The following is a 25,370-nucleotide window of genomic DNA, read 5'->3' as shown; positions in this document are numbered from 1 at the left end:
TTTTTAAGATATTCAGCTATGTGCTAAAAACTAGTACAAAAGTACAAAGGATAAATTGAATTCTAAAATAAATAATTTTAACTTATCGCAAAAGGAACACTAAGTTTAAAAGTAGGAATTTTAACTTCAAAGTTTTCAGAAGTTGTAAAGTTTAGCATCGTATAGAAACCATGCATCGCACCAATTGTTGAATGCAACATGCAACCAGAAGAATAGACGTATTTATCGCCAGGAATAATAATTGGAGTTTGTCCAACCACGCCTTCACCATCTACCATTTCGGTAAAGTTTAAAGAATCGAGAATTTCCCAATGACGCGCTTGTAATTGTACAATATCTGTGCTCAAATTTTCTATGGTAATTTCATAAGAAAATGCATAAAGCATTTTATATTCTTTATAATAAGTGCCCTCGAAACGAGTTGCAACCGAAATTTTTATACCACTTGTGATTTGAGTAACCATCTTCTGTTTTTAGTTAAATCAAAGTTACTGAAAAATAAATAAAACTAAATGTTAATTTTTTATCTCTGTGCTATTTGCTCTTCCAATTCCGATAATTCTGTCGTAACGTTCTGCGCCACCTTTATAATAAACTAAAACAATGTATTCATTTTCAGTTTGATAGAAGTTCCCATCAATGGCATTTTGTTCGTCAATTTTACCGTTTTTATCAACTAAAGTATACTGGTAATTGGTAAATCCTTGTTTTAATAATATTGGTTTTTCAAATAATTTAGTTTCTTGGTTATATTCCATTTTAAATTCGTCTGAAATCTGATAATTATTAAACATTCCAGTAACATAAACCGATTTTTCTAGCGGATTTACATCGGAAAGTAAACTAAAATACACCCAAGAATAATCTGCTTCTATAGTGTTTTGTGTAGAATTTAAATTATTGACGAAAAAGTTTCCGTTGATGTCTGGAAAATAGGTGTAAATTTTATTTTTTCGAGCTTCGTTAGTGTATAAATACGAATTATAAATATCGCCAGTTGTAACTTTAAAAACCGAGTTTGTTGTACCACGAATGTTTTTATTTTCGAAATTTAAAAACTCATTTCCAGCCCAAAATTGTGTTTCTTTATTGTATCTGTAAATCATTTGTGTGCCAATGGTATATTGCGGTTTAATATTATGAATGGCATTGCTGAATTTACCGTTTTGATAAATGGAAACTTTAATATTTTCTTTCGGATTTTGTAATGGTTTGTCTTTGTAGTCGATGAAAAACTCAATGTTTTGTTTTTGATACAGTGTTTCCATATCACGAGAACGTCTGATGGTAATTCCTACAGATGTGTTGTCTTCATAAAGAATGAATTTTTTAGAGAAAACAATTTCTTGTTCATCATCGAAAATTTTCACGATATAATTCCCGCTTTTAGTAATCTGATTGAACTTATTTGGGAAACTTAAGGTATAATGTGAATAGATTTGCAAGCAATTTAACGAGTTCTGATAGTTTTGAATACGCTGATTGTCTAAGCCATTTAAATATTCGTTTTTTAGTAATTGACTTGGTGTCCAATCGTAATTATATTGTTCAATTGTATAATAGTAATCGGCTTCGTTTCCGTATAAATCGTCAAATTGTAAATCGAAATTTTCACCTAATCTAAAAAAAGGAATCGTATTATTTACATTTTGAGAAAAAGAAACCGTTTTAATATTATATGGCGGAGCTACTTCTTTCTCTTGAGAAAAGACGAATGTACTTAGTAATAGTGTAATGATTCGAAATAAATTCTTCATAAATTAGGTTTTCAATTTTATAAAGATATAAAAACTATGCCAAAAACAACTATTTATAAACCACAGGAATAATTTCTCCTTTAGCTAAACAATATTTTTCTACTAAATCAGTTGGAATGGTGTTGGTGTAATCCACTTCTTCTACACGGAAACCAATACTTCTTAATTTGTCGAAATAATCTCTTCCATACACACGAACGTGATCGTATTGTCCAAAAATTTTAGCACGTTCTTTTTGATCGGTAATTGAATCATCTGAAAAAGTAATGTCTCTTTTTAAATCTTGAGGAATTTGGAATATCCCCATTCCGCCAGGTTTCATTACTCGATATAATTCTTGCATTGCTTTAGTATCATCTGGAATGTGTTCTAAAACGTGATTACACAAAATCATATCATACGTATTATCTTGAAAAGGTAAATTACAAATGTCTGCTTTTACATCTGCCAATGGCGAAAGTAAATCGGTAGTGGTGTAATCTAAATTCGCTTGTTTTTTAAAACGTTTGTAAAACTCTTGTTCTGGTGCGAAATGCAATACTTTAATTTTTTCTGTTGAAGTGAAAAAGTTTGTTTCATTTTGAAGATACAACCATAATAAACGATGTCTTTCTAAAGATAAAGTACTTGGTGATAACACATTATTTCTTTGTGTTCCGTATCCGTAAGGTAAAAACATTCGGAAGCTATTTCCATCAATTGGGTCGGTGAATTTATTTCCTTTTAATAAGAATGCAATAATAGGACGTGCCACAATACTCAATCTAATTAAGATAGGACGCGGAATGGTATTTAGGATAAATTTGAAAATTCTTTTCATTTTTTATTTTTATGTTGAACCCTTCACGAGTTTCAAACTCTTGAAGGGTTTATAATATACTTGTTGATTTTTATAAAACTAACGGTACGCTTCTTAATCCATCTTCTTCGTTACTCACAATTCCTAGCGCTTCATAAATATAAGCGAAAGTAGAAAGTAATTCTGGTTTTCCATTTACGATAGCTACATCATGTTCAAAGTGAGCAGAAGGTTTGTTATCCGCAGTTGTAATTGTCCAACCGTCTTTATGTTGTATTATGTTTTTGGTTCCTAAATTAATCATAGGTTCAATGGCAATTACCATACCGTTGACTAATTTTTTTCCTCTACCGCGTTTTCCGTAATTCGCCACTTCTGGATCTTCGTGCATTTTTCTTCCTAAACCATGACCACATAATTCACGAACGACACCATAACCACGACTTTCACAATACGTTTGAATCGCATATCCGATATCTTCCACACGATTACCTGCTTTAGTTTCTCTAATTCCTGCGTATAAAGATTCTTTGGTAACTTGTAATAATTTTTTAGTTTCTTCAGCTACTTCGCCAACTTCAAAAGTATAGGCGTGATCTCCGTAAAAACCATTTTTAAGCGTTCCGCAATCTACAGAAATGATATCACCATCTTGTAAAGGAACATTGTTTGGGATTCCGTGAACCACTTGCGTATTCGGACTCATACATAATGAATTAGGAAATCCATACATACCTAAAAATGCTGGCTCAGCACCATGATCACGGATGAATGTTTCTGCTAATTTATCTAAATATAATGTAGTAACTCCTGGTTTAATTTCCTTCGCAATCATTCCTAAAGTTTTAGAAACAATCAGAGCACTTTCGCGCATCAATTCTATTTCTTCTGCGGTTTTTATTATAATCATCTTCTTGAAATTGAGATTGCAAAAATACAATATTCTTTCAATAATTTTTATCTTTATGAAGAAGTATGAGTTTTGTCATATTTTAAGCATAATTTGGCTAGTAATTTTGTGTAAAAATCAGGTATGAGTAAATATGTTACTGCAGCGGAAGCTGTACAAGTTGTGAAGTCAGGTGATAGAATTTATGTTCAAGCAGCGGCGGCTACTCCAACAATTTTAACTAAAGCACTTGCAGAAAGAGCTAATGAATTAAGAGATGTAGAAATTTGTCATTTGCATACAGAAGGTGAAGCTCCGTATGCTAATCCGGAATTAGCAGCAAGTTTTCATGTGAATTCTTTTTTTATTGGTGCGAATGTACGCCACACGTTAAAAGCAGGAAATGGTTCTTATACGCCAGTTTTCTTGAGTGAATTGCCTTTGTTGTTTCGGAAAAAAGTTGTGGTGTTAGATGTAGTTTTTATTCATGTTTCACCACCAGATAGTCACGGATATTGTTCTTTAGGTGTGTCAGTTGAAGCGAGTATCGCTGCGATTGAAAACGCAAAAATAGTGATCGCTCAAGTCAATAAAAATATGCCAAGAACTTTTGGAGATGGAATTTTACACGTCTCTGAAATTAATTATTTGGTAGAAGTTGATGTGCCTATTTTCGCTCACGAAGTATGTAGTTTTTCTGCGGAAGAAGAAAAAATTGGTGAATATGTAGCTTCTTTAATAGAGAATAAAAGTACGTTGCAAATGGGAATTGGCTCTATTCCGAATGCGGCTTTGAGTAAATTAAAAAATCATAAAGATTTAGGTTTACATACTGAAATGTTTTCCGATGGTGTAATTGATTTAATTGAAAACGATGTCATTAATTGTAATTATAAAGGTACTTCAAGAGGAAGAGCTTTGGCTACTTTTCTTATTGGTTCGAAAAGATTATACGATTTTGTAAACGACAATCCATTTATTGAAATGAAAGAATCTTCATTAGTAAATGACACGGCAATTATTAGAAAAAACCCAAAAATGATTGCTATTAATTCTGCTATTGAAGTTGATGTTACCGGACAAGTTTGTGCCGATTCAATTGGAGCAAAAATGTATTCTGGAGTAGGAGGTCAGATGGATTTTATTAGAGGTGCGTCTTTAAGCGATGGTGGAAAAGCAATTATTGCATTACCATCAATAACCAAAAAAGGCGAAAGCAGAATTGTTCCATATTTAAAACAAGGCGCTGGAGTAGTAACCACTCGTTCTCATGTTCAATATATTATTACTGAAAATGGAATTGCGAATTTATACGGAAAAACGTTAAAGCAACGTGTAAATGAAATGGTAAAAATTGCACATCCCAATCATCAAGAAGCGGTTGAAAAAGGGTATTTTGATATGATTAAATAAAAAAAATCTCCCAATCGGGAGATTTTTTTTATTTCTTTAATTCTAATTTTTCGGCAAAATAATCACAGAAATCTGTCATTGCTCCAGCCATTTTTTCATCGCCAGTCGCACGTTGAAAGGTATCTGTCATGGCTACTAATGTTTGGTGAAAAAAGATTTTCATTTCATCAACTGGCATGTCTTTTGTCCATAAGTCGATACGAAGTGTTTCTTTCGCTTTCGCATCCCAAATAGATAATAAAACGGTTTTTGCTTCTTCATTATTTACACCGCCGTCTTGTGCTGACCAAGTTAATTTTTCAGGCACATTGTTTTGGTCTAATTCTATATTTACTTTTATTTCAGATGTTTTGCTCATGTTTGTGTTTTATAGTTTTTAATCGTAAATTTTTAATTGTAAATCGTAAATCGAAAATTATTTTTTAGGCTTATAACCTGATTTGTTAAATATTACAGTTGGTTCTGTTTTTAAAAGTTCGTCTAAAGTAACATCGTTATTTTCTATATAACTTTTTACAATTTGCCAACCTAACCATTGTCCAACTCTACCAGGTGATTCTCTATCGATGTCCAAATAAAATTTTGTAAATGGTCCGTCTTCAATAAAACGTTGGTAGTTTTTAATGTTATTATCGTATAGTAATTTTTCATTTACTAAATAACTCCACATTTGCGATTCGTTTTCGATACAGAATTTTTCTTGCATTTCTGTATATCCAATTTTCTGATAATTTGGAACTTCTGGAATTAGTAAGTCTTTTAAATAGTGTAATTTCCCAAAATAAATCATTTCACTAATTAATGTTTTGTCTTGTGAAGGGACAATTTTTCTGAAGGCAAAATTAGTCACTAAATCAGGTAATATTTGATTTGGTTCTAAATTTGCTTTTTGATATTCTGCAAAAGGCTCATAAAACTTATGATTTTTCCCTAAATACGTATCTAAAGAAATTAAGATCAAATCATTGGTGTAAAAGGCCTTCTTGTCAATTAAAACTTCATTTACTAAGGTAATTACTCTTGGCGTTTTTTCATCTGGAAAATAATGCTTTACACGAGAAACCATCATTTCTAAACCGTCTTCAAATTTTTTATTATCAGGAAATTGTTTTTCAACTTCCACGTTTAATTCTTTAAAAATTGGGTCGCTAATTTTTGCATACCAAATAGAATCTGGAAACTGTTTTGGAAATAAAAACGGATATTGGTTTTTTAAATCGGGTAGCGTTTTAACAGTTGCTTTGGCATATAATTTATCGAAACGTTCTATATTTAAATCTACTGATTTTTTGACGTCCACAATTTCAACAGCATCATTTTTTTTGCATTGAATGAAGAAGCATCCTGAAATAAGTAAAAAGATTAATTTTTTCATCGTATGAAATTTACTATTTTTATCAAAAATTATTGAACTGCAAATATATAATTATATACCTAAATTATTTATTAAAATTATGTCAAATAAAACAACGTTAAATTTAGAAGGAATTAACGCTCATATTGTGAATTGGTTGAAAACATATGCGGAGAATTCTGGCGTAAAAGGTTTTGTAATTGGAATTTCTGGCGGGATTGATAGCGCGCTAACTTCAACTTTGTGTGCACAAACGGGTTTTCCTGTTTTGTGTGTGGAAATGCCAATTCACCAAGCGGAAAGTCATGTGAATCGAGCTAATGAACATATTAATCAATTGAAAAAACGTTTTCCTAACGTATTTAACGATAGGGTTGATTTAACGCCAAGTTTTGAAACGTTTAAAAATAGTGTGCCAACTTGTGAAAAAGAAGAAGTATTGTTTTTAGCTTTAGCCAATACAAGAGCTCGTTTGAGAATGACAACTTTGTATTATTTGGCAGGAATTCATGGCTTTTTGGTTGCAGGAACAGGAAATAAAGTGGAAGATTTTGGTGTTGGATTTTATACAAAATATGGTGATGGTGGAGTAGATGTGAGTCCGATTGCCGATTTAATGAAAAGTGAAGTAAGACAACTTGCTAAATTTGTAGGTGTTCCTGAAAGTATTTTAGTTGCGAAACCAACTGATGGTTTGTTTACTGATGCTGCATTAGGTGGTGATAGAAGTGATGAAGACCAATTAGGAGCGAGTTATGACGAATTAGAATGGGCGATGTTAGAAAAGGATAAAGGAAAAGTTGCTGAAGATTTTGAAGGAAGACAAGCGGAAGTTTTTAGGATTTATTCGCAACGAAATAAGATCAACCAACATAAAATGAAACCTATTCCGGTTTGTGAAATTCCGAAAGAATTTATAATCAGATAAATAGTACTTTTTTAGAAAAATTTTCGCTAATTTTGTGTAATAAAATTATTGCTAACATTTTAAAAAGATAGTAGTATGATTACAGTTTGTTTAGCAGATAATTCTCCGGTGGTACACCTGGGAATACAAACCTATTTTAAAAATAGTTCTACGATTAAGATTGAAGAAGTCGTTTCAAATTATGATGATTTATTACGAAAAATTGAAGCTTCTCCAGTTGATTGTGTGATTTTAGATGCGGAATTATCAGGGCTAAATAGTATTTTAAAAATTAAGAAACTGTTGCAAGAAACCCCAAAGTTGAATGTGATTTTTTTTACGAATGTTTCTGATACGTTGTATGCGCCACCAGCTATAAAATCTGGTGTCAAAGGTTATGTGTCAAAAAACATTGAGTTAGATGAATTAGAAAACACAATTATCCGTGTAAATAATGGAGAATTTGTTTTCAGTTCAGAAGTTAGAAAAGCAATTGAGATTTTAAATAAAACTAAAAAATCAGAACGCTTATTTAAAAAATTATCTACAAGAGAAATTGAGGTTTTGCGCTATTTTAGCGAAGGTCGAAAAAACAAAGAAGTCGCTAAAATACTAGGTTTAGATGAAAAAACTATTAGTACCTACAAATTACGTTTACTCCAAAAATTAAGTGTAACTAATTTATTGGATTTAATCAACAAGGCAAAACAGTTAGAGATTATTTAAGGGTTTAAAAAATCTGACAGTAAGAAAGAGTAGAGTCGAAGTGTGTTTTATATTTCGACTCGCTTTGCTGTATCTGATGTTTTCGTTTTAAAATCGTACCAAAACGCGACCTAAGTTTTTAGCAATTACATTTCTTAACGTGATTAAATCCTTGCTATTAGATAAAATTTCTGAATTATCAACAGTCACATCTGGCGAAATATTTTTCATATTTTCCGCAATCATTTTATCTATTAATAAAAACCGGTAAGATAAAATAGTTTCAGAAACATTTTGCTCTAAATTGATGTCTTTATCTTCCACAACAATTTTTCTTAAATGCCATTTGTGTAAAGAATCGCGTTCTTCTAACATTAGTATTGATGTGATTTTATCTGTAATTTCAGGTGTAGTTTCCGAAATGTATTTATCAATCTCAAATTCTAAATTCTGATTGTAATAATTGATAATATCCGTATAAATATTCTTGAAAACAGGATTAGACAATTCAATTTCATCTTCATGAAGTGCCAAATATATTTTTTCGTAAATTTTATAAGAATTTATTTCTTTAATATCGACTAAATTTCCCGTTTCGTCTTCCGCTTGAAAAATTTCTGTGAACGTTTCCGATTTTAAACCGTTAGTCAATAAAATTTCAATAATTTTTTGTTCGAAAATATACTGACTATCAATTTTTTCTGGTTGTAACTGTTCATTATTTTTATGAACTTCGAATGCTTTTTTCTCTTCAGTGAATTTTTTATTCGCGTCTGAAACGTCTTTTTTCTCTATTTGTGCTAATGTACTACGAATCACGTCTTCCGTAATATCCATGATACGAGAACATTCCTTAATGTAAATTTCACGTTTTATGAAATCCGAAATTTTAGAAATACTGACAACCATATCTCTAATTAATTCGGCTTTTTTTATCGGATCGTTATTGGCTTCTTTAACTAATAAATCGGCTTTAAACTGAATAAAATCTTTCGAATTTTCGTCTAAATATTGTTTTAGAACCTCGTACGAATTGTTTTTCGCGAAACTATCTGGATCTTCTCCGTCAGGAAAACTACAAACTTTTACGTTCATTCCAGCTTCCAGAATTAAATCGATACCACGAATAGAAGCGCGTAAACCCGCCGCATCACCATCAAAAAGAACGGTAATATTATTGGTTAATCTGTTTACTAAACGAATTTGGTCTGGCGTTAAAGCCGTTCCAGAAGAAGCTACCACGTTTTCAATTCCACTTTGATTGAACTGAATTACATCGGTATAACCTTCTACCAAATAACAATTGTCTAGTTTGGCAATCGATTGCTTTGCTTGAAAAATTCCGTAAAGAACTTTACTTTTATGATAGATTTCGCTTTCTGGCGAATTTAAATATTTGGCTGCTTTTTTGTCGTTGGTTAAAATTCTTCCACCAAAACCTAAAACTCTACCGCTCATACTTTGAATTGGGAACATGACACGACCTTTGAATCGGTCAAATGTTTTTCCGTCTTCTTGTTTGACGATGGTTAAACCAGTTTTTTCTAAATATTCTAATTTATAAGCTTTTCCTAAGGCTTCTTTTGTAAATGCGTCCCAAGAATCTGGAGAATAACCAAGTTGAAATTTTTCTATTGTGCCTTTTGAAAAACCACGTTCTTTAAAATACGATAAACCAATAGCTTGACCTTCATCTGTATTCAACATCGTTTTATGAAAATAATCTCGGGCAAATTCCGAAACCAAATACATACTTTCTTTTTCGTTGGCTTGTTCTAAATCTTCATTGGTAACAATAGTTTCTTCCACTTCAATTCCGTATTTGTTGGCCAAATATTTTATGGCTTCCGGATACGTAAAATGTTCGTGTTCCATTAAGAAAGTCACGGAGTTGCCACCTTTTCCCGAACTAAAATCTTTCCAAATTTGTTTCACTGGAGATACCATAAACGAAGGCGATTTTTCGTTCACAAACGGAGAAAGTCCTTTCATATTACTTCCTGAACGTTTTAGTTGTACGAAATCGCCAATGACTTCCTCTACACGAGCTTGGTCAAATACTTTTTCTATGGTTTCTTTTGATATCAATGTTGATGTTTTGGTCGGCTAATATACAAAGAAATTAAATTTCTATATTCAAAATTCCAAGTTGAAAATTCCAAGTTTAAAATTTTGAATAACGAACAATCAATAATGAATTTTGAAGTTAATTAAGAATCAGAAATAATCGTGAAGTTTCGGGACAGATTAAAAACAAAAAACCTACAAGAAAATTCCTGTAGGTTTTAAGTTATGAGATATGAGTTACTGTTTAATTAATATATATTCGCCTGCAGGCACTGTAAAATCTGTTGGTGGTTGAGGCTGGCCTTCAATCCAAGGTGTTCCATAGCCTGATAGTCTTGTCTTTATTTGAATAGCTTCTAAACCATTTTGTGTTGTTTTTTTAACTATCATTGTACCATACGAATCTCTCACAGGGTCTTCAAAACCTGTTCGTAATCTTTTTTCGTTTACTGTGCAATTTGTACATATTGGTCTATTATTGTTATTCATTATTGAACTTCCCGCTATGCTATGAGAACTTTGGTTTGAATAATTATTATTTAATTCGCTTAAAGTACTAATCACAATAACATCATTTACTTTATATTCGTATTCGCCAATAATTAAATCTTCATAATATCTACCATTAAATTGTTGCATTTTTTTTATCATTACAATTTTTAATGAAGTTGCTCCATTAGTATAAAGCCAAGTTCCTTCAAATGTATTTAATAAATTGTTTACATCTTTATAATATGCATTTGTTGTTCTAGTTCCATCTTTATCGATAATATCAATTATTGGTGATTGAGAATAACAATTTAAAGAAATTGTAAGTATAATAATTTTAATTATATTTTCCATAACATTTAATTTTAATTGCAAGGTGTTGTAGTAACATTCGCGGTTATTGAATTAATTGATAATTTACTCCAATTTGATAAATTTGCATTTGCTTTGTACAAAGATACATTAAACCCAAAGAATTGTCGTAAAAAGCCACGTTCATAATTTGAATCTTTTTGATATTTATCGCCTAATTCATTATCGTAGATATTAAGTTTTTCTCTTTTCGAACATCCATTAAGTTCAGGTTGATTCAAAACATCTTCAACAGTATTTATGCCAAAACCATCATTATTATATACTAAGGCATACGTTTGAAATACACCATTGTCATCTTGAACAACAACCATATTCACAACACTATCTAAATTACTTGTTGAAGTATAAGTAGCAAGTTCTAATAATCTATTAACATCAGTCCAAGAAAACATTGGATAAACATCTAATGGATGAGTATGAGCTTCCCCATAAATATTTGGACCAACAGGACCTACTATTGAATTGTTACTTGTAGACGGTACTGGTGTATTACTAAAATTCCCATTTGTGTCTTTTTTAAAAGTAACTGCATTTTCACCAGTACTAGTTGGAGTTATTGTGTTTTGTAGTGCTATCAGAGATGGTTTTATATTTGCTTTAGTTGCGTCAAATAAATTTTTTAGTTTTATACAAGGATTTGAGGTTGGACTTCCTCCACCAACACCATGAGGAGAATCAATTGGCCCTGTTATTATTCCTCCACCTGAAATATGACTAAAATCACCGCCACCGCCGCCATTATCATATTGCATATAGCAGAAAGAACCTGTTGATATCCAATCAAAAATTAGCTCAGAGTCGGCACCAACATTGACACCCGTATCTACATACGAATATTCTTCAAAACACACTAATTCAGGAAGACCATATTTTCCGATAAGATTAATAAATTCTACATCTGATTGAAATAATTCTTGTAAAGTAATATCAGCTAAATCTCTTTTTAAAATATCATACTTTCCTAATATTATATCATAATCTCCCGTTGCACTTTTATTAAAAATAATATCTGTAACCGTACTGTCTGTTTCCGTTTTATAAATTGGAAATGTATATGATTCTAAACTGTCTTTTTTTAGATAAACTCCATTTTCTTCGTCTATGTAAAAATCATATGCTTCGTTATATACATATCTACTAGAACTATTCAATTGAACCTGCTTCAAATTTGCAACACTCTTAACTAATCTGGCATTATCCTTAAATTGAATATCTTGCATGGAAACTTTCTTGATAATAAGGTCCTTGTTTTGATTAATTTGTTTGTCAAATAAATCTTCACTACAACCAAATAGTATAAAAACTATACCAAAAAGTAATAGCCTAATTAAATTGTCTTTTCTCATAAATATTTTTATAGTTAAAATCCCTCAAGTACAATAGTAAACAAACACTAGGTATAAATCTTACGGCATTACCGTAAAAAATGTTAAAGTAATATTTTTCATAATAAAAAAAACCTACAACAAAATTCCCTGTAGGTTAAAAAAAAAGTATTTTTATTTACTGTTTTATAAAACTATACCATCCATTTGGTATGGTTGTGCCAACATGTTCTGATGTTAATGTAGAAATATCATTTGGATCACCAGAATATTTAATACCTGTAGAAGATATATACACATTTGTAACTAAATTACTTGTTGATGATAAGCCCATATAAAAACTTCCCATTATTCCTTTTACACTATCACTATAAGTTATGTTAACTCTTGAAATTGAATTGTTGCAAGTGGTACACGGATTTGGTTTGTCAGATGCATATAATAAATGACTACTATAAAGTTTGTGATCATATTGTAAAGGATAATCAATTGTAAACTGACTTAAAGTGTTTAATTTTTCTACTCCATTTTCTATATACTGGTACTCACCTACTAACAAATCTGAATAAAATTTTCCGTTATAAAAATTGATTATTTTTCTTAATTTAATAGTTAATGATGTTGTTCCATTTGTATGTACCCATGTTCCAATATAAGGGTTTAATAAGTCGTTAGCATCTTGATAATATCCACCATCAGGAGTCTCAGCTGGATGAATTGACCTTGCTGACTGTATTGTTTGTGCTTTACATGATACTATTGAAAGTATTAAACATGTTATAAAAATTATTTTTTTCATAATACAAAGTTTAAGTAAAGTTACAATATTTCTTAAAAAAAAACCTACAAGAAAATTCCCTGTAGGTTTTAAAAAAAGTATTTTATTTACTGTTTTATAAAACTATACCATCCATTTGGTATGGTGGTTCCAACATTTGTTTGGGTCCATGTAGTAAAATTACTTGGGTCACCACCTGAGTAAGCTATACCAGTTGAAGATATGTACGTAATAGCAACTAAATTACTTGTTGCTGATAAGCCGATATAAAAACTACCTGAAATATCTTTTACATCATCACTATATGTTATTGTAACTCGGGAAATTGAATTATTACAAGAGGTGCAAGGATTTGGTTTGTCATTAGTGTTTAACAAATTACTACTAAATAGATTATGATCGTATTGAATCGGATAATCTGTATTAAATTGACTAAGAGTGTTTAATTTTTCAACACCATTTTCTATATACTGGTATTCACCAACTAATAAATCAGAATAAAATTTTCCGTTATAAAAATTGATGATTTTTCTTAATTTGATAGTTAATAATGTTGTTCCATTTGTGTACACCCATGTTCCTACATAAGGGTCTAATAAGAAGTTAACATCTTGATAATATCCTCCGTCAGGAGTGTCAGTATAAAAATTTTGTCTTGACTGAATAATTGTTTGTGCTTTACATGATACTATTGAAAGTATTAAACATGTTATAAAAATTATTTTTTTCATAATACAAAGTTTAAGTAAAGTTACAATATTTCTTAATAAAAAAAAACCTACAAGAAAATTCCTGTAGGTTTTAAAAAAAGTATGGTAATATAACTCAAAAAATGTAATTCTAATTTTTAATTCCAATCAAAACGTAATCCTAATGAAATGTTGTTTTGATCTACTGCGTTGTTTTTAAACATCGGATTTAAATCGTATTTTATATATAACGATGTTTGTTTGTACCCAACGTAAGCACTTAATCCGTAAGTGAAATCATTTACATTGAAATCTCCTTTTTGTTTTTCAGAAAATTTATATCCGTCTGCTTTGTATTCAATAAATTGTTTTGAGTTTGTGTTTACTCCAATAAATCCACCTAGTCCAACACGAGCACCTCTATGTGATTTGAAAACCTTTTTGTCATCTACCGTTTTAGTTTCAGAAAAATCAAATTCTAAATGCATTGGCACTACAAAATATACGTTTTTAAAATAAGTTCTGTTAGCTTTTGTGTCTACACCAGCATCTACTAAAATGGTTTGGTCGTCAACGTCTGCAAACACTCTGTTGTCAGTTGCATGTAACATGTTGTATTGAAATCCTACTCCATATTTTAAATGTAAAAGATTACTGTTGTTAGTTAAACGTGTATTCCATGTAAGTCCCCACTCATAAAAAGAAGAACGTCCATAACCAAATTGTGAGTTGGCTACTGCGCCATCTGTTACAAGATTGTTAGCTCCAAAAGCAAGTACAAATTGACTTGTAGTTCTGTTTTCAGATTTGTTTGGATTGTTCTTTTTCGATTTGATACTAATTAAATTCGAAGTTCCAATATCCGTTGAATCTGTAGCTGTTGTTTGAACTTGGTTGTTAATTAACTCTCTTAATGCAGTTTCATATTCAGCTGTTTTGGTTTCAATGTTTTTAGCACGTTCTTCGGCAACTTTTGTTTTTGCTTTATCGGCTTCTTCCTTAGTGATTTTACCAGATTCCAGTTCTTTGTCAATGGCTTCAATTTCTGCTTTTAAAGCTTTTTTCTCTTCTTGAGCAATTGTTTTGATATTAACAGCAATTTCTTTTGCTTTTTGTTCGAATGTTTTCTCTTGTGCACTAACAGTATTTACTAGTGCGATTACCGCTACACTGATGTATAAAATAATTTTTTGCATGATTTCTAGTTTTTAAAATTGTTTTAAAGGTTTTTAGTTATAGTTTCTGTTTACGAATGCTGATTTTGCTTGTTTAAATTTAGTCAACGCTTTGTCTTTTAACGATTGATCGAGCTCTGATTCAACCGAACTAAGTAAGTCGTTGGGGTTTACTTTTAAAGTAGATTTATGCGTATTTGAATTTCCATTTGACTTTTCATTGCCTTGTACTTCGGCAATGGAATTGTCATAATTAGTTTTTGGGTTTATGTGTTCTGATTTATTTTCATTTTGAGCAATTAATTCGTTAAGTTTTTCTACTACTGCTTTATGAGAATCTAATTCAGATTTGTATTTCGTGTTATTATTTTGTTTTGAAACTTTTTCAGTAGTTGGATTAGTAGTTTTTGGTGTAGAAACCGCTAGTTCATTTTCTGTTTCTGACGAAATTGTAATTTCATTTGTATCATAATTTTCAACTTCATTTGTAGGTGTTTCTTTTGAAATAACTACTTGATTTGTTGGTTGTAAAATTTCCGATTTCTGATTTTGTTGAAAAAAAACGTAACCTACTCCTGTAAATAGTAGAAACGAAGCAGCAATTTTTAACCAAAAATATGTTGCAGGTTGTTTTTTTTCTTCGGCAACAGTTAGCATAGCATCTAATCTGTCCCAAGCTTGCGCAGAAGGTTCAATTTCGCGTGAATTGAATTTCTTTTGTATGTTATTATTGAATTTATTTGGTTCCATTGCTCTTGCTTTTTAATTCTGAAATTTGGGTTTGCAGTATTCTTTTTGCGTGTGACAATTGTGATTTTGAGGTGCCTTCTGAAATATTTAATAATTCGGCAATCTCATTATGTTTATAGCCTTCAATGATATATAAATTGAAAACCGTTTTGTATCCTTCTGGTAAATTATCTATTAATAATTGTATGTCATCTATAGAAAAATCACCTTCCATTTCGTAATTATCTTCTTCTTCTGAATAAATTACATCGTCAATATCTTTATGATTAAAACTGTTTTTTTTAACTCTTAAATAATCAATACATTCATGAATCATAATTCGCCTTATCCAACCTTCAAAACTGCCTTTGTTTTCAAATTTTTTCAAATTGGTAAACATTTTCATGAAACCAGTAATCATTACATCTTCCGCATGGTGAATGTCTTTGATATACTGTCGACAAACACTTAACATTTTAGAAGCATATTTTGAATACAACTGCTGTTGTGCTTGGCGATTATTTGCAATCGCTTCGCTAATTAGTTGTTGTTCATTTTTATGTAATGCTATTACTTTCATATTTTAATTTCAATGACCATTTCAATGTCAAAAATCAAGTTTTATAGGCTTCTATTAATATAGACGATTGTTGTTTTAAAATGGTTGCATCTTGTTTTAAAAAACTTTCAAAAATTAAATTTTAAAGGTTTCTATTAGTATAGACGAGAATGATTTTATTATGGTTGTATAAAGTTTTAAAATTTATAGAAAACCAGAATTATATCTTTCTTTCAATTACGTAATTTACCATTAAGGTAAGTGAATCTTTATAAACAGAAGTGGGGAAGTCTTGTATAAGTAGTAGTGCTTCTTGTTGAAATTGCACCATTTTTTGTTCTGCATAAGTTAGTCCACCATGGTTTTTTACAAAAGCGATGACTTCTTTTACGCGTTTTTTATCTTTATTATGATTTTTTATCGAATTGATAATCCAATTTTTTTCTTTTGAAGTACAATTGTTCAACGTATGAATTAAAGGCAACGTCATTTTTTGTTCTTTGATGTCGATTCCAGTAGGTTTTCCGATGGCATCATCAGTATAATCGAATAAATCATCTTTAATTTGGAAAGCCATTCCGATTAATTCACCGAATTTTCGCATTTTTTCAACCACTTCTTTGTCTTCAGGAAGTACAGAACAAGCGCCAAGTGAACAACATGCTGCAATAAGGGTAGCCGTTTTTTGTCGGATAATTTCGTAGTAAATATCTTCTGTGATGTCTAATTTTCTGGCTTTTTCAATTTGTAATAATTCCCCTTCGCTCATTTCACGAACGGCAATCGAAATGATTTTTAACAAATCGAAATCGTTATTATCAATAGAAAGTAATAAACCTTTTGAAAGTAAATAATCGCCAACTAAAACAGCGATTTTATTTTTCCAAAGCGCATTGATAGAAAAAAAACCACGACGTTTATTACTGTCATCCACCACATCATCATGCACTAAAGTTGCGGTGTGAATCAACTCAATTACCGAAGCACCACGATAAGTTCTATCGTTTACTGTGCCGCCTGAAACCATTTTTGCCGTTAAAAACACAAACATTGGTCGCATTTGTTTTCCTTTTCGGTTCACTATATAATGCGTAATCCGATTAAGTAACGCCACTTTAGAAGACATAGCATCCTGAAACTTCTTTTCGAAAAGTTCCATTTCATGTGTTATGGGTTCTTTAATTTGTTCGGTTATTTTCATGGTGCTTCAAAAGTAGCAATTTTCAAGTTAATTTACTAACTCTTATTCGCCAATTGTCCACAAGCGGCATCAATATCTTTTCCACGACTTTTTCTGACTTTTACTACAATATTATTTCTTTCTAAAGCAGTAATGTAATCTTTTGTGGCTTGTTCGCTGGCTTGTTGAAAATCGCCATCGTCAATCGCATTGTATTCAATTAAGTTGACTTTACAAGGCACATATTTGCAGAATTTCACCAAGGCATCAATAGAAGCTTTGTCGTCATTTATGTCTTTCCAAACTACGTATTCGTATGTGATTTTGTTTTTTGTTTTGGCATACCAATATTCTAATGCTTCACGTAATTCTGTTAAAGGAAAACTTTTGGTAAATGGCATAATTTCATTTCGAGTCGCTTCAATCGCAGAATGTAAAGAAACCGCTAAATTGAATTTCACATCATCATCAGCCATTTTTTTAATCATTTTCGAAACTCCAGAAGTAGAAACCGTAATACGTTTTGGTGACATGCCTAATCCTTCATTTGACGTAATCATGTCAATCGCTTTCATTACGTTTGGGTAATTCATTAAAGGTTCACCCATTCCCATAAAAACAATATTAGAAAGTGGTCTGTCATAATACAATTTACTTTCATTATCTATCGCTACAACTTGATCATAAATTTCACCAGGTGTCAAATTTCTCATACGTTTTAAACGAGCAGTTGCGCAAAAATTACAATCCAAACTACATCCAACTTGACTCGAAACACAAGCAGTCGTTCTTGTTTTTGTTGGAATCAGCACACTTTCCACAATTAAATCATCGTGTAAACGAACCGCGTTTTTAACCGTTCCATCTTCACTACGTTGCATCGTGTCAACTTTTACATGATTAATTACGAAGTTAGCTTCTAACATAGCTCGCGTTTCCTTAGAAACGTTTGTCATGTTTTCAAAAGAATGCGCACTTTTGCTCCATAACCATTCGTAAATTTGATTCCCACGGAAGGCTTTGTCTCCGTTAGTAACGAAAAAATCTCTTAATTGCTCTTTTGATAAAGCTCTGATGTCTTTTTTGTCTGCTTGCATGGTGCAAAGTTAGTGTTTTTTATTTTTTGATTTATTTAGTTTTTGAATTTGTACTTTTGTACTTATAAATTTATAGAATAATGCATTTCATTTCAGAAGATTTAGAAAATTACGTTGCCAATCATTCTCAGCAAGAACCAGAATTATTGGTGAAGTTGAATAAAGAAACACATCAGAAAATTTTGCAGCCAAGAATGTTAAGTGGACATTTTCAGGGCAGAGTTTTGAGTATGCTGTCTAAAATTATTAACCCAAAAACTATTTTAGAAATTGGAACGTATACAGGTTACGCAGCTTTATGTTTAGCAGAAGGTTTACAAGAAAACGGAACTTTAGACACGATTGATATCAATGAAGAATTAGAAGAAATTCAACAAAAATATTTTGATTTGTCGCCTTATTCGAATCAAATTTTTCAGCATATTGGTGATGCGATTGAAATTATTCCGACCTTAAATAAAAAATTCGATTTGGTTTTTATTGATGCAGATAAAGAAAATTACATCAATTATTTTTATTTAATTGTGCCTTTGATGAATAAAGGAGGAATTATTTTATCCGATAATGTCTTGTGGAGCGGAAAAGTTTTAGAAGAAGTAAAAGCAAACGACAAAAGCACACAAATTCTATTAGATTACAACAGAATCATCAATGAAGACGAACGTGTAGAAACGGTTTTATTACCTATTCGTGATGGGTTAACTGTTACTCGAGTGAAATAATTAGTTTTCAGTTGAAGTTTTCAGTTTTGTAGAAATTAAAATGTAAATTCTATAAAACAAAATCCCAGTTAAACTTCCAAAAATATATCCAGAAATAATATCTAAAGGAAAGTGTAGGCCTAAGTAAATTCGACTATACGCGAAAATTAATGGATATAAAAAAATCAGATAAGCGTATTTGTAAAATTGTCGCAAGATTAAAAATACTAACATCATCGCTGCGGTAGAATTGGCGGCATGTCCTGAAAAATAACTAAATGTATCGCTGTCTTTTACAATTCTAATAAAGCCAACTAATTCTTCATCGTTGCAAGGTCGAATTCGTTGAACTGAGAATTTAATTAAATCGGTAATTTCGTTGGTGAAAGTAATTAATGCAGCAATAGTTAGTAAAGAAATAAGTAATTGCTTAGTTCCAATTTTTTTATAAAGAATTACTAAAAGTAAAAGGAAAAACGGAATCCAATTGAATTGTTTGGTAACTAATAACCAAATGTCATCAAAAGGTTTTGAACCCAAATTGTTTAGAAAAATAAATAGTTTTTTATCTAAATTTATTAATTCTTCTAGCATTACATTTGACGTTTTATTGGTCCAGATAAGTTTTCAATATCTTCTTTAATTTCATTTATTGGATTGGCAAGTTCAACAGGGTTTACGGATTCAGTCATGCTTTTTTTAGCGCTTGCAATTTCATCTGAAATTCCGCCCGTTATGCTTTTCATATCTAAACCGTTTTCTTCTGCACCTTTCTGAATTTCGTGTTTAATTTCATTTGTTGCATTTTTCAATTGTGCCATACCTTTACCCAAAGTTCTAGCAACTTCTGGAATTTTATCTGATCCAAAAAGCATTAAAATGACAATTAAAATTAAAAATATTTCGTCTCCGCCTATACCAAACATAGTTTTGATTTTTAAATTTTTAGTTAAATAAATAACCGAACTGCAAAGTTAATACAAAGTTAGAAGTTAGAAGTTAGAAGTTAGAAGTTTTTAACAAAAAAAAGTGTAATTCGTTTGAATTACACTTTTTTAAGATTTTTTATTTTTTTTCGATTTCACTAAATTTATCAACCACTTCTTCTTTTGGCCAAGTGTTGTTAGTTACATCAATATCAGCAGTTTCTAATTTTGGATCTAATTGAATTTTAACTACTTTTTTCTCTGTTGCAAAAACACGTTTTGCAGTAGTGTTATTTCTTCTCCAAATTTGAACTGGGAATTTATGTACTTCTTTTGTTCCGTCTTCAAAATTTAATTCTGCAATAATTGGCATCATTAAGCTTCCAGGTTTGTCAAATTCTACTTCGTAAAAGTATTTCGGATTTTTTAATGTTGCTTTTTCTTCAGCTGTATAATTTTTATTTATGTAATCGTTTAAAGCTTGAACTTTATTGTTTTCTAAAGCCGTTTTTAATTCTGGTTTTAATTCTGCATTTTCGCTATTTACTAAATACAGCATTGGACCAGCATCAGCAATTCTTCTCCCTCTTCTGTTGAAAGAATCTTTAACTTCTTTAGTTGCATCTTCCGTTACATAAAATTGTTTTACGTTTTTAATTCCTAAATCTACTACATCAGTAGAGTAGAACCAGCCTTTCCAAAACCAATCTAAATCTACAGCAGAAGCATCTTCCATAGTTCTGAAGAAATCTTCTGGAGTTGGGTGTTTAAACATCCAACGGTTTGCATATGTTTTAAAAGCATGGTCAAACAATTCGTGACCCATAATCGTTTCACGTAAGATATTTAATCCTGTAGCTGGTTTTCCGTAAGCGTTTGCTCCAAAATTATAAACTACATCACCTTGACTCATAATTGGTTCTAAAAACTGTTGATTACCTTTCATGTAAGGAACAATTGATTTTGCTGGACCTCTATCAGCAGGGAAATTTTTATCAAATTCTTGTTCTGTTAAATATTCTAAGAATGTGTTTAAACCTTCGTCCATCCAAGTCCATTGTCTTTCGTCTGAATTTACAATCATTGGGAAAAAGTTATGTCCAACTTCATGAATGATTACTCCTAACATTCCGTATTTTACACGGTCACTAATTTTTCCATTTTCATCTGGACGACCATAATTCCAACAAATCATTGGGTATTCCATTCCTTGATCTTCAGCAGAAACTGAAATCGCTTTTGGATAAGGATAGTCAAAAGTATATTTTGAATAGGTTTTTAAAGTATGTGCTACAGCTCTTGTAGATAAGTTTTCCCAAAGTGGATTTGATTCTTTTGGATATAAAGAAATTGCCATTGGTTTGCTGTTTCCGATTTGGACAGCCATCGCATCTAAAATGAATTTACGAGAAGTTGAAAATGCAAAATCTCTAACATTTTCTGCTTTCAAATGCCATGTTTTTTTAGCAGTTGAGAAACCTTTTTCTGCAGCTGTAGCTTCTGCTTGAGTAACAATTACTACTGGCTTGTCGAAAGAATTTTCGGCTAATTGCCATCTTTTAACTTGTTCTGCAGTATAAACTTCACTTCTGTTTTGTAAAACTCCAGTTCCATCTAAAATATGATCTGCAGGAACTGTAATTTTAACATCGTAATTTCCGAAAGTTAAAGCGAATTCACTTCTTCCCCAGAATTGCATGTTTTGCCAGCCTTCCACATCATTGTAAACGCACATTCTTGGGTAGAATTGAGCAATTACATATAATTTGTTTCCATCAGGAAAAAGTTCATAACCAGAACGACCGTTTCCACCGTCTTTCATGTAGTCATTAATATTGTACCACCATTTGATTGAGAAAACTACTTTTTCACCTTTTTTTAATGCTTTTGGTAAGTCGATACGCATCATTGTATTGTTGATGGTATATTTCATGGCATTCCCTTTTTCGTCTTTTACGTACTCTAAATTGTAACCGCCATCAAAACTTTTACCCATGTAGGTTTTTGCGAAATTTTCTGGTGAAGTTGCAGAAGGCATTGTTTGGTTATCAATTAAAGGAGTTTGAGAATCTCTTTTAGCAATATTTTGGTCTAATTGAACCCATAAATAATCTAATGATTCTGGTGCGTTGTTGTAATAAGTTACGGTTTCGCTTCCATACATTCTAGATAATTTATCGTCTAATTCTAAATTGATTTTGTAGTCGGCACGTTGTTGATAATAAGCTGGTCCTGGGGCACCAGAAGCAGTACGAAACATGTTTGGTGTGGCCATTTCGGCATACATCTGACTAAATTTATTAATGTCAGTGTGACCTTGATCTTTTTTTACTTCTTCTTTTTTCACTTCTTGTGCGAAAGAAGTAAGTGATGCGAAAAATAAGAAAGCAATTGAAATTGACTTTTTCATATATGTAATTTTTATTTTTTAGTAGTCATAAATGTTATCGCCTTTTTATTTATTGGTGTTTGCGTAAGCAAACTTTTTTGTTAATGGCAATTTCATATTATGTATTATTTATATTTCAGTTTTTGGTTGGTTTCTGTATTAGTAAACAAAATTGTCTTTTTGTTACCATTAATGTTCAAATGTAATAAATTTTGTTGTTCGTTAAAAATATCAAACAAAACATTGTTGGTGATTTCTAAGTCTTTTATGTTGTCTTTAAAATTAATTTTCAAATAGCAAATTACAATATTTTCTTCTTGTTCTTTGGTTAAAAACTGAATAGATTGAATTTTATTATTGATTTTTATTTTCAATTTTTCGTCTAAATATTTTGCAATATAAGTATTTGCATCAGCAACTTCATCTTTTGTAGTGATGTAGAAATGCTTGTTGTATTTTTTGTGTAATACTTTTTCTAAATCGTCAATAAATAATCTGGCAGTGATTTGTACGGCTTTTTTTTCTTTAAAATAATCCACCTGAAAAACCCCAACATAAAATTTATGAAAAGTAAATGCACTTGAAAGCACAAATAGTACAACTAATAAACTTATTCTAATTTTATTCATCTTTTTTTTCTTCGGTTTCAGGTTTTTTAATTTCTGTATTTTCCGTTTTTTCTTCTACTTTTTTTTCTGGCTCAACAGGCTTTGGGTAATAGGGTTGTAGATTTTTTAGTTTTAAATAATCGACAGCTAAAGCACTCATCCTAAAAGTAATTAAAGTTTTGTTTTTCGCTTTTGCTGCTGCTTTTAATTCTGCATCTTCCACAATGTAGAAAATATAACCTTCAATGTATTCTTCTGGAATGTGTAATTGATTCATGATAAATTCAGAATCAAAATTGGAATTAATTTTACTTTGTAAAAATTCTTTTCGTTCTACTTCTAATTCGGCTTTTAATTTTTTTGTTTTTCCTGAAATAGCATTTATTAAAGGATCTAAAGAAAGTAAAGCGCCATCAATTCCGGTTCCAGACCAGTCGCCAGCGGTTTTTAATCTTCTTTCAGCTGGAGTGTATTTTTTTTGTCCTTTCGGAACTAATCCCAATGATTCTGCATTTATATCATCTGCATTGGTTACCATAATTTCTTTAATATGTCGGGTGTAAATTTCTAATTTTATAAAAAGTAAATCTCTACCGAAATCTTTTTTTGTAACGACGTGTTTTTTGCCTACCAAATGAATAGCGCTAAACATAATGGTGTCATTTACTTTGGCTTTTATTTTAAAATATCCACCATTTCCAGAAATTGTATTAGTTTTGTTTGATATATTTACAATAGTAATACCGTCATTGTCGTTGGTTTCAACAATGATTTTTCCCTTGATAATTGAGTCGTTTTGCGACACAACAAATTGAGAAAGTAGTAGTAATAGTATATGTAAGTATTTTTTAATAATAAAAGAATTAATTTTCTGTAAAAATATAAGAACAAAATCAGAATCAATATAAAATTTTGTTAAGAATAGAGTAAAATTTTTAGAATTTATGAAAAAAGTAATTATTGCAAGCACTTCAACCGTTTTTGGAGGAACTTATTTAGATTATCTGCTTCCAACTTTGGCTGAACATTTCAAAAATGTGTCCACTTTAGTGTTTATTCCATTTGCAAGACCAGGCGGAATTTCTCATGAAGAATATACAGAAAAAGTAAAACCAGTTTTCAAACAGTTAAATATAGATGTAAAAGGAATTCATGAGTTTGAAAATCCTATTGATGCAATAAAAAAGGCAGAAGCTATTTTTACTGGTGGTGGAAATACGTTTGTTTTAGTGAGTATGTTGTATAAATTTAATTTGTTGGATGCGATACAAAACGCCGTTGAAAATGGAACGCCATATTTAGGAACAAGTGCTGGAAGTAATATTTGTGGATTAACAATGGGAACCACTAATGATATGCCAATTGCATATCCACCAAGTTTTAGAACTTTAGGATTGGTTTCTTTTAATTTGAATCCGCATTATTTGGATCCGATTGAAGGTTCACAACATATGGGTGAAACTAGAGAAACTAGAATTGGAGAATTCCATCATTATAATCCGCAATCTGTTTTAGGATTAAGAGAAGGAAGTTGGTTAGAAGTTTTAGGTAAAACCATTACTTTGAAAGGTGATTTACCAGCTAGATTGTTTCAACAAGGTAAAGAAGCTGTTGAAATTGAAACAGGAGCCGATTTAAGTAATTTGAGATAAGACCAAAAAAAAGCCTCAAATTAATTTGAGGCTTTAGAGCGAAAGACGAGGGTCGAACTCGCGACATTCAGCTTGGAAGGCTGACGCTCTACCAACTGAGCTACTTTCGCATGGTAGAATTTTGAAATTCAATAAATTTTAGAGCGAAAGACGAGGGTCGAACTCGCGACATTCAGCTTGGAAGGCTGACGCTCTACCAACTGAGCTACTTTCGCATTTTTTTGTTTTGGTGAGTGCAAATATAATATGAAAAACTGATTAATTGCAAGTTTTTTTAGAAAAAAAAATATAAATTTTAAAAAATGACTTTGTAATTTATTAATTTAGAAATGGTTATGGGTGAAATAAAAATAAAAAAAATTACATATTTAGACACTTTTCCTGTTAGAAGTGCTGTTTTACGACAAGGAAAACCTATTGAAACTTGCTTTTTTTTAGGTGATGATGCAAATGATACGACTCATTTTGGATTATTTGATGAAAATAATTTAATTGGAGTTGCTTCTGTTTTTAAAGTCAAAAATGAAAATTTCGATGAAAAGAATCAATTTCAATTGCGTGGCATGGCTGTGTTAAATGAATATCAAGGTTTGGGTTATGGTAATCTAATTTTGGATGAAGTTTGTAAATTTGTTGATGCCCAAAAAGCAGAAGTTTTGTGGTTTAATGCAAGAGAAAATGCGGTTAAATTTTATCAAAATTTCGGGTTTTCTGTGCTAGGAAATTCGTTTGAAATTCCTGAAATTGGAACGCATTTTGCTATGTTTAAGTATTTCGTCGTATAAAAAAGTATTTTAACGACAAAAT

General features: G+C 30.9%; 27 protein-coding genes and 2 tRNA genes. 6 read left to right on the top strand and 23 right to left on the bottom strand.

All coding sequences use genetic code 11. The features are described 5' to 3' along the window. Positions 1–77: 77 nt before the first annotated feature. The 4 genes from apaG to map form a co-directional block, all read right to left on the bottom strand. Positions 78–464, bottom strand: a complete 387-nt coding sequence (gene apaG, locus BMX42_RS12180; RefSeq protein WP_091314702.1) for a Co2+/Mg2+ efflux protein ApaG — start codon at positions 462–464, stop codon at positions 78–80. A gap of 51 nt (positions 465–515) precedes the next feature. Next, complete coding sequence (locus BMX42_RS12175) at positions 516–1,757, bottom strand: type IX secretion system plug protein (protein ID WP_091314698.1); 1,242 nt, start codon at positions 1,755–1,757, stop codon at positions 516–518. A gap of 49 nt (positions 1,758–1,806) precedes the next feature. Then, entirely contained in the window at positions 1,807–2,577 is a 771-nt protein-coding gene (locus BMX42_RS12170) for a class I SAM-dependent methyltransferase (RefSeq protein ID WP_091314695.1), read from the bottom strand. A 70-nt stretch (positions 2,578–2,647) separates the two neighbouring features. Next, entirely contained in the window at positions 2,648–3,466 is an 819-nt protein-coding gene (gene map, locus BMX42_RS12165) for a type I methionyl aminopeptidase (RefSeq protein WP_091314691.1), read from the bottom strand. Positions 3,467–3,589: 123 nt separating this feature from the next. Between map and BMX42_RS12160 the strand changes: the two genes are divergently transcribed. Next, positions 3,590–4,858 (top strand): acetyl-CoA hydrolase/transferase family protein, encoded by a 1,269-nt coding sequence (locus BMX42_RS12160; protein ID WP_091314688.1) that lies wholly within the window; start codon positions 3,590–3,592, stop codon positions 4,856–4,858. A 28-nt stretch (positions 4,859–4,886) separates the two neighbouring features. Here BMX42_RS12160 and gldC read toward each other — a convergent pair whose 3' ends face one another. Then, entirely contained in the window at positions 4,887–5,216 is a 330-nt protein-coding gene (gene gldC, locus BMX42_RS12155; RefSeq protein ID WP_091314685.1) for a gliding motility protein GldC, read from the bottom strand. A 57-nt stretch (positions 5,217–5,273) separates the two neighbouring features. Beyond that, the gene (gene gldB, locus BMX42_RS12150) at positions 5,274–6,233 is read right to left on the bottom strand and encodes a gliding motility lipoprotein GldB (RefSeq protein ID WP_091314681.1); all 960 of its coding nucleotides are present in this window, start codon (positions 6,231–6,233) and stop codon (positions 5,274–5,276) included. A gap of 79 nt (positions 6,234–6,312) precedes the next feature. Between gldB and nadE the strand changes: the two genes are divergently transcribed. Both nadE and BMX42_RS12140 read left to right on the top strand, forming a co-directional pair. Continuing rightward, a complete protein-coding gene (nadE, locus tag BMX42_RS12145) occupies positions 6,313–7,140 on the top strand; it encodes an NAD(+) synthase (RefSeq protein WP_091314679.1) in 828 nt (275 codons plus the stop codon). Positions 7,141–7,215: 75 nt separating this feature from the next. Next, positions 7,216–7,845, top strand: a complete 630-nt coding sequence (locus tag BMX42_RS12140) for a response regulator transcription factor (protein ID WP_091314676.1) — start codon at positions 7,216–7,218, stop codon at positions 7,843–7,845. 87 nt (positions 7,846–7,932) lie between these two features. Here BMX42_RS12140 and dnaG read toward each other — a convergent pair whose 3' ends face one another. The 10 genes from dnaG to rlmN all read right to left on the bottom strand — a co-directional run bounded on the left by dnaG (position 7,933) and on the right by rlmN (position 18,287). Continuing rightward, a complete protein-coding gene (gene dnaG / locus BMX42_RS12135) occupies positions 7,933–9,912 on the bottom strand; it encodes a DNA primase (protein WP_091314672.1) in 1,980 nt (659 codons plus the stop codon). A 216-nt stretch (positions 9,913–10,128) separates the two neighbouring features. Next, complete coding sequence (locus BMX42_RS12130; protein WP_091314668.1) at positions 10,129–10,734, bottom strand: DUF6705 family protein; 606 nt, start codon at positions 10,732–10,734, stop codon at positions 10,129–10,131. Between the two features lie 11 nt (positions 10,735–10,745). After that, positions 10,746–12,101 (bottom strand): hypothetical protein, encoded by a 1,356-nt coding sequence (locus BMX42_RS12125; RefSeq protein ID WP_091314664.1) that lies wholly within the window; start codon positions 12,099–12,101, stop codon positions 10,746–10,748. A 157-nt stretch (positions 12,102–12,258) separates the two neighbouring features. Next, positions 12,259–12,879 (bottom strand): DUF6705 family protein, encoded by a 621-nt coding sequence (locus tag BMX42_RS12120; RefSeq protein ID WP_091314660.1) that lies wholly within the window; start codon positions 12,877–12,879, stop codon positions 12,259–12,261. Between the two features lie 86 nt (positions 12,880–12,965). Continuing rightward, positions 12,966–13,589: a DUF6705 family protein gene (locus tag BMX42_RS12115; RefSeq protein WP_091314657.1), complete on the bottom strand. Its 624-nt coding sequence runs from the start codon at positions 13,587–13,589 to the stop codon at positions 12,966–12,968. A 116-nt stretch (positions 13,590–13,705) separates the two neighbouring features. Next, on the bottom strand, positions 13,706–14,743 hold the full coding sequence (locus BMX42_RS12110; RefSeq protein ID WP_091314652.1) for a V-type ATP synthase subunit E family protein: 1,038 nt from the start codon (positions 14,741–14,743) through the stop codon (positions 13,706–13,708). Positions 14,744–14,776: 33 nt separating this feature from the next. Continuing rightward, a complete protein-coding gene (locus tag BMX42_RS12105) occupies positions 14,777–15,472 on the bottom strand; it encodes a hypothetical protein (protein WP_091314648.1) in 696 nt (231 codons plus the stop codon). Continuing rightward, positions 15,459–16,031, bottom strand: a complete 573-nt coding sequence (locus BMX42_RS12100) for an RNA polymerase sigma factor (protein WP_091314645.1) — start codon at positions 16,029–16,031, stop codon at positions 15,459–15,461. Before BMX42_RS12100 ends, BMX42_RS12105 begins: the two co-directional genes overlap by 14 nt. 199 nt (positions 16,032–16,230) lie before the next feature. After that, positions 16,231–17,211 carry a polyprenyl synthetase family protein gene (locus BMX42_RS12095; protein WP_091314641.1) on the bottom strand — a complete coding sequence of 327 codons (981 nt, stop codon included), beginning with the start codon at positions 17,209–17,211 and terminating at the stop codon, positions 16,231–16,233. 35 nt (positions 17,212–17,246) lie between these two features. Further along, positions 17,247–18,287 carry a dual-specificity RNA methyltransferase RlmN gene (rlmN, locus tag BMX42_RS12090; RefSeq protein WP_091314637.1) on the bottom strand — a complete coding sequence of 347 codons (1,041 nt, stop codon included), beginning with the start codon at positions 18,285–18,287 and terminating at the stop codon, positions 17,247–17,249. Positions 18,288–18,367: 80 nt separating this feature from the next. Between rlmN and BMX42_RS12085 the strand changes: the two genes are divergently transcribed. Further along, on the top strand, positions 18,368–19,009 hold the full coding sequence (locus tag BMX42_RS12085) for an O-methyltransferase (RefSeq protein WP_091314633.1): 642 nt from the start codon (positions 18,368–18,370) through the stop codon (positions 19,007–19,009). Here BMX42_RS12085 and BMX42_RS12080 read toward each other — a convergent pair whose 3' ends face one another. The 5 genes from BMX42_RS12080 to BMX42_RS12060 all read right to left on the bottom strand — a co-directional run bounded on the left by BMX42_RS12080 (position 19,010) and on the right by BMX42_RS12060 (position 23,716). Next, on the bottom strand, positions 19,010–19,582 hold the full coding sequence (locus tag BMX42_RS12080) for a phosphatase PAP2 family protein (protein ID WP_091314630.1): 573 nt from the start codon (positions 19,580–19,582) through the stop codon (positions 19,010–19,012). Further along, complete coding sequence (locus tag BMX42_RS12075; RefSeq protein WP_091314627.1) at positions 19,582–19,914, bottom strand: Sec-independent protein translocase subunit TatA/TatB; 333 nt, start codon at positions 19,912–19,914, stop codon at positions 19,582–19,584. Before BMX42_RS12075 ends, BMX42_RS12080 begins: the two co-directional genes overlap by 1 nt. A 139-nt stretch (positions 19,915–20,053) precedes the next feature. Beyond that, positions 20,054–22,324: a M1 family metallopeptidase gene (locus BMX42_RS12070; protein ID WP_091314623.1), complete on the bottom strand. Its 2,271-nt coding sequence runs from the start codon at positions 22,322–22,324 to the stop codon at positions 20,054–20,056. Between the two features lie 104 nt (positions 22,325–22,428). After that, positions 22,429–22,932, bottom strand: a complete 504-nt coding sequence (locus BMX42_RS12065) for a DUF6702 family protein (RefSeq protein ID WP_091314620.1) — start codon at positions 22,930–22,932, stop codon at positions 22,429–22,431. After that, positions 22,925–23,716, bottom strand: a complete 792-nt coding sequence (locus BMX42_RS12060; protein WP_091314615.1) for a hypothetical protein — start codon at positions 23,714–23,716, stop codon at positions 22,925–22,927. The genes BMX42_RS12065 and BMX42_RS12060 overlap by 8 nt, the downstream gene beginning before the upstream one ends. Positions 23,717–23,855: 139 nt before the next feature. Here BMX42_RS12060 and pepE point away from each other — a divergent pair, with 139 nt between their 5' ends. Further along, positions 23,856–24,563 carry a dipeptidase PepE gene (gene pepE / locus BMX42_RS12055; RefSeq protein ID WP_091314611.1) on the top strand — a complete coding sequence of 236 codons (708 nt, stop codon included), beginning with the start codon at positions 23,856–23,858 and terminating at the stop codon, positions 24,561–24,563. 37 nt (positions 24,564–24,600) lie between these two features. On the opposite strand, the gene BMX42_RS12050 is transcribed toward pepE, so the two are convergent. Both BMX42_RS12050 and BMX42_RS12045 read right to left on the bottom strand, forming a co-directional pair. Beyond that, positions 24,601–24,673 (bottom strand) — tRNA-Gly (locus tag BMX42_RS12050). Positions 24,674–24,705: 32 nt separating this feature from the next. Further along, positions 24,706–24,778, bottom strand: a tRNA-Gly gene (locus BMX42_RS12045). Positions 24,779–24,898: 120 nt separating this feature from the next. Here BMX42_RS12045 and BMX42_RS12040 point away from each other — a divergent pair. Beyond that, positions 24,899–25,348 carry a GNAT family N-acetyltransferase gene (locus BMX42_RS12040; RefSeq protein ID WP_245748290.1) on the top strand — a complete coding sequence of 150 codons (450 nt, stop codon included), beginning with the start codon at positions 24,899–24,901 and terminating at the stop codon, positions 25,346–25,348. Positions 25,349–25,370: the final 22 nt, after the last annotated feature.

The organism is Flavobacterium terrigena (assembly GCF_900108955.1).
Classification (GTDB): domain Bacteria; phylum Bacteroidota; class Bacteroidia; order Flavobacteriales; family Flavobacteriaceae; genus Flavobacterium; species Flavobacterium terrigena.
This window is presented reverse-complemented; position numbering and strand designations above follow the sequence as displayed.

What these genes read in the sequence shown, in the direction of transcription:
- apaG (WP_091314702.1), bottom strand. Translation starts at nt 464, where the DNA reads ATGGTTACTCAAATCACAAGTGGTATAAAAATTTCGGTTGCAACTCGT.
- BMX42_RS12175 (WP_091314698.1), bottom strand. Translation starts at nt 1,757, where the DNA reads ATGAAGAATTTATTTCGAATCATTACACTATTACTAAGTACATTCGTC.
- BMX42_RS12170 (WP_091314695.1), bottom strand. Translation starts at nt 2,577, where the DNA reads ATGAAAAGAATTTTCAAATTTATCCTAAATACCATTCCGCGTCCTATC.
- map (WP_091314691.1), bottom strand. Translation starts at nt 3,466, where the DNA reads ATGATTATAATAAAAACCGCAGAAGAAATAGAATTGATGCGCGAAAGT.
- BMX42_RS12160 (WP_091314688.1), top strand. Translation starts at nt 3,590, where the DNA reads ATGAGTAAATATGTTACTGCAGCGGAAGCTGTACAAGTTGTGAAGTCA.
- gldC (WP_091314685.1), bottom strand. Translation starts at nt 5,216, where the DNA reads ATGAGCAAAACATCTGAAATAAAAGTAAATATAGAATTAGACCAAAAC.
- gldB (WP_091314681.1), bottom strand. Translation starts at nt 6,233, where the DNA reads ATGAAAAAATTAATCTTTTTACTTATTTCAGGATGCTTCTTCATTCAA.
- nadE (WP_091314679.1), top strand. Translation starts at nt 6,313, where the DNA reads ATGTCAAATAAAACAACGTTAAATTTAGAAGGAATTAACGCTCATATT.
- BMX42_RS12140 (WP_091314676.1), top strand. Translation starts at nt 7,216, where the DNA reads ATGATTACAGTTTGTTTAGCAGATAATTCTCCGGTGGTACACCTGGGA.
- BMX42_RS12130 (WP_091314668.1), bottom strand. Translation starts at nt 10,734, where the DNA reads ATGGAAAATATAATTAAAATTATTATACTTACAATTTCTTTAAATTGT.
- BMX42_RS12125 (WP_091314664.1), bottom strand. Translation starts at nt 12,101, where the DNA reads ATGAGAAAAGACAATTTAATTAGGCTATTACTTTTTGGTATAGTTTTT.
- BMX42_RS12120 (WP_091314660.1), bottom strand. Translation starts at nt 12,879, where the DNA reads ATGAAAAAAATAATTTTTATAACATGTTTAATACTTTCAATAGTATCA.
- BMX42_RS12115 (WP_091314657.1), bottom strand. Translation starts at nt 13,589, where the DNA reads ATGAAAAAAATAATTTTTATAACATGTTTAATACTTTCAATAGTATCA.
- BMX42_RS12110 (WP_091314652.1), bottom strand. Translation starts at nt 14,743, where the DNA reads ATGCAAAAAATTATTTTATACATCAGTGTAGCGGTAATCGCACTAGTA.
- BMX42_RS12105 (WP_091314648.1), bottom strand. Translation starts at nt 15,472, where the DNA reads ATGGAACCAAATAAATTCAATAATAACATACAAAAGAAATTCAATTCA.
- BMX42_RS12100 (WP_091314645.1), bottom strand. Translation starts at nt 16,031, where the DNA reads ATGAAAGTAATAGCATTACATAAAAATGAACAACAACTAATTAGCGAA.
- BMX42_RS12095 (WP_091314641.1), bottom strand. Translation starts at nt 17,211, where the DNA reads ATGAAAATAACCGAACAAATTAAAGAACCCATAACACATGAAATGGAA.
- rlmN (WP_091314637.1), bottom strand. Translation starts at nt 18,287, where the DNA reads ATGCAAGCAGACAAAAAAGACATCAGAGCTTTATCAAAAGAGCAATTA.
- BMX42_RS12085 (WP_091314633.1), top strand. Translation starts at nt 18,368, where the DNA reads ATGCATTTCATTTCAGAAGATTTAGAAAATTACGTTGCCAATCATTCT.
- BMX42_RS12080 (WP_091314630.1), bottom strand. Translation starts at nt 19,582, where the DNA reads ATGCTAGAAGAATTAATAAATTTAGATAAAAAACTATTTATTTTTCTA.
- BMX42_RS12075 (WP_091314627.1), bottom strand. Translation starts at nt 19,914, where the DNA reads ATGTTTGGTATAGGCGGAGACGAAATATTTTTAATTTTAATTGTCATT.
- BMX42_RS12070 (WP_091314623.1), bottom strand. Translation starts at nt 22,324, where the DNA reads ATGAAAAAGTCAATTTCAATTGCTTTCTTATTTTTCGCATCACTTACT.
- BMX42_RS12065 (WP_091314620.1), bottom strand. Translation starts at nt 22,932, where the DNA reads ATGAATAAAATTAGAATAAGTTTATTAGTTGTACTATTTGTGCTTTCA.
- pepE (WP_091314611.1), top strand. Translation starts at nt 23,856, where the DNA reads ATGAAAAAAGTAATTATTGCAAGCACTTCAACCGTTTTTGGAGGAACT.
- BMX42_RS12040 (WP_245748290.1), top strand. Translation starts at nt 24,899, where the DNA reads ATGGGTGAAATAAAAATAAAAAAAATTACATATTTAGACACTTTTCCT.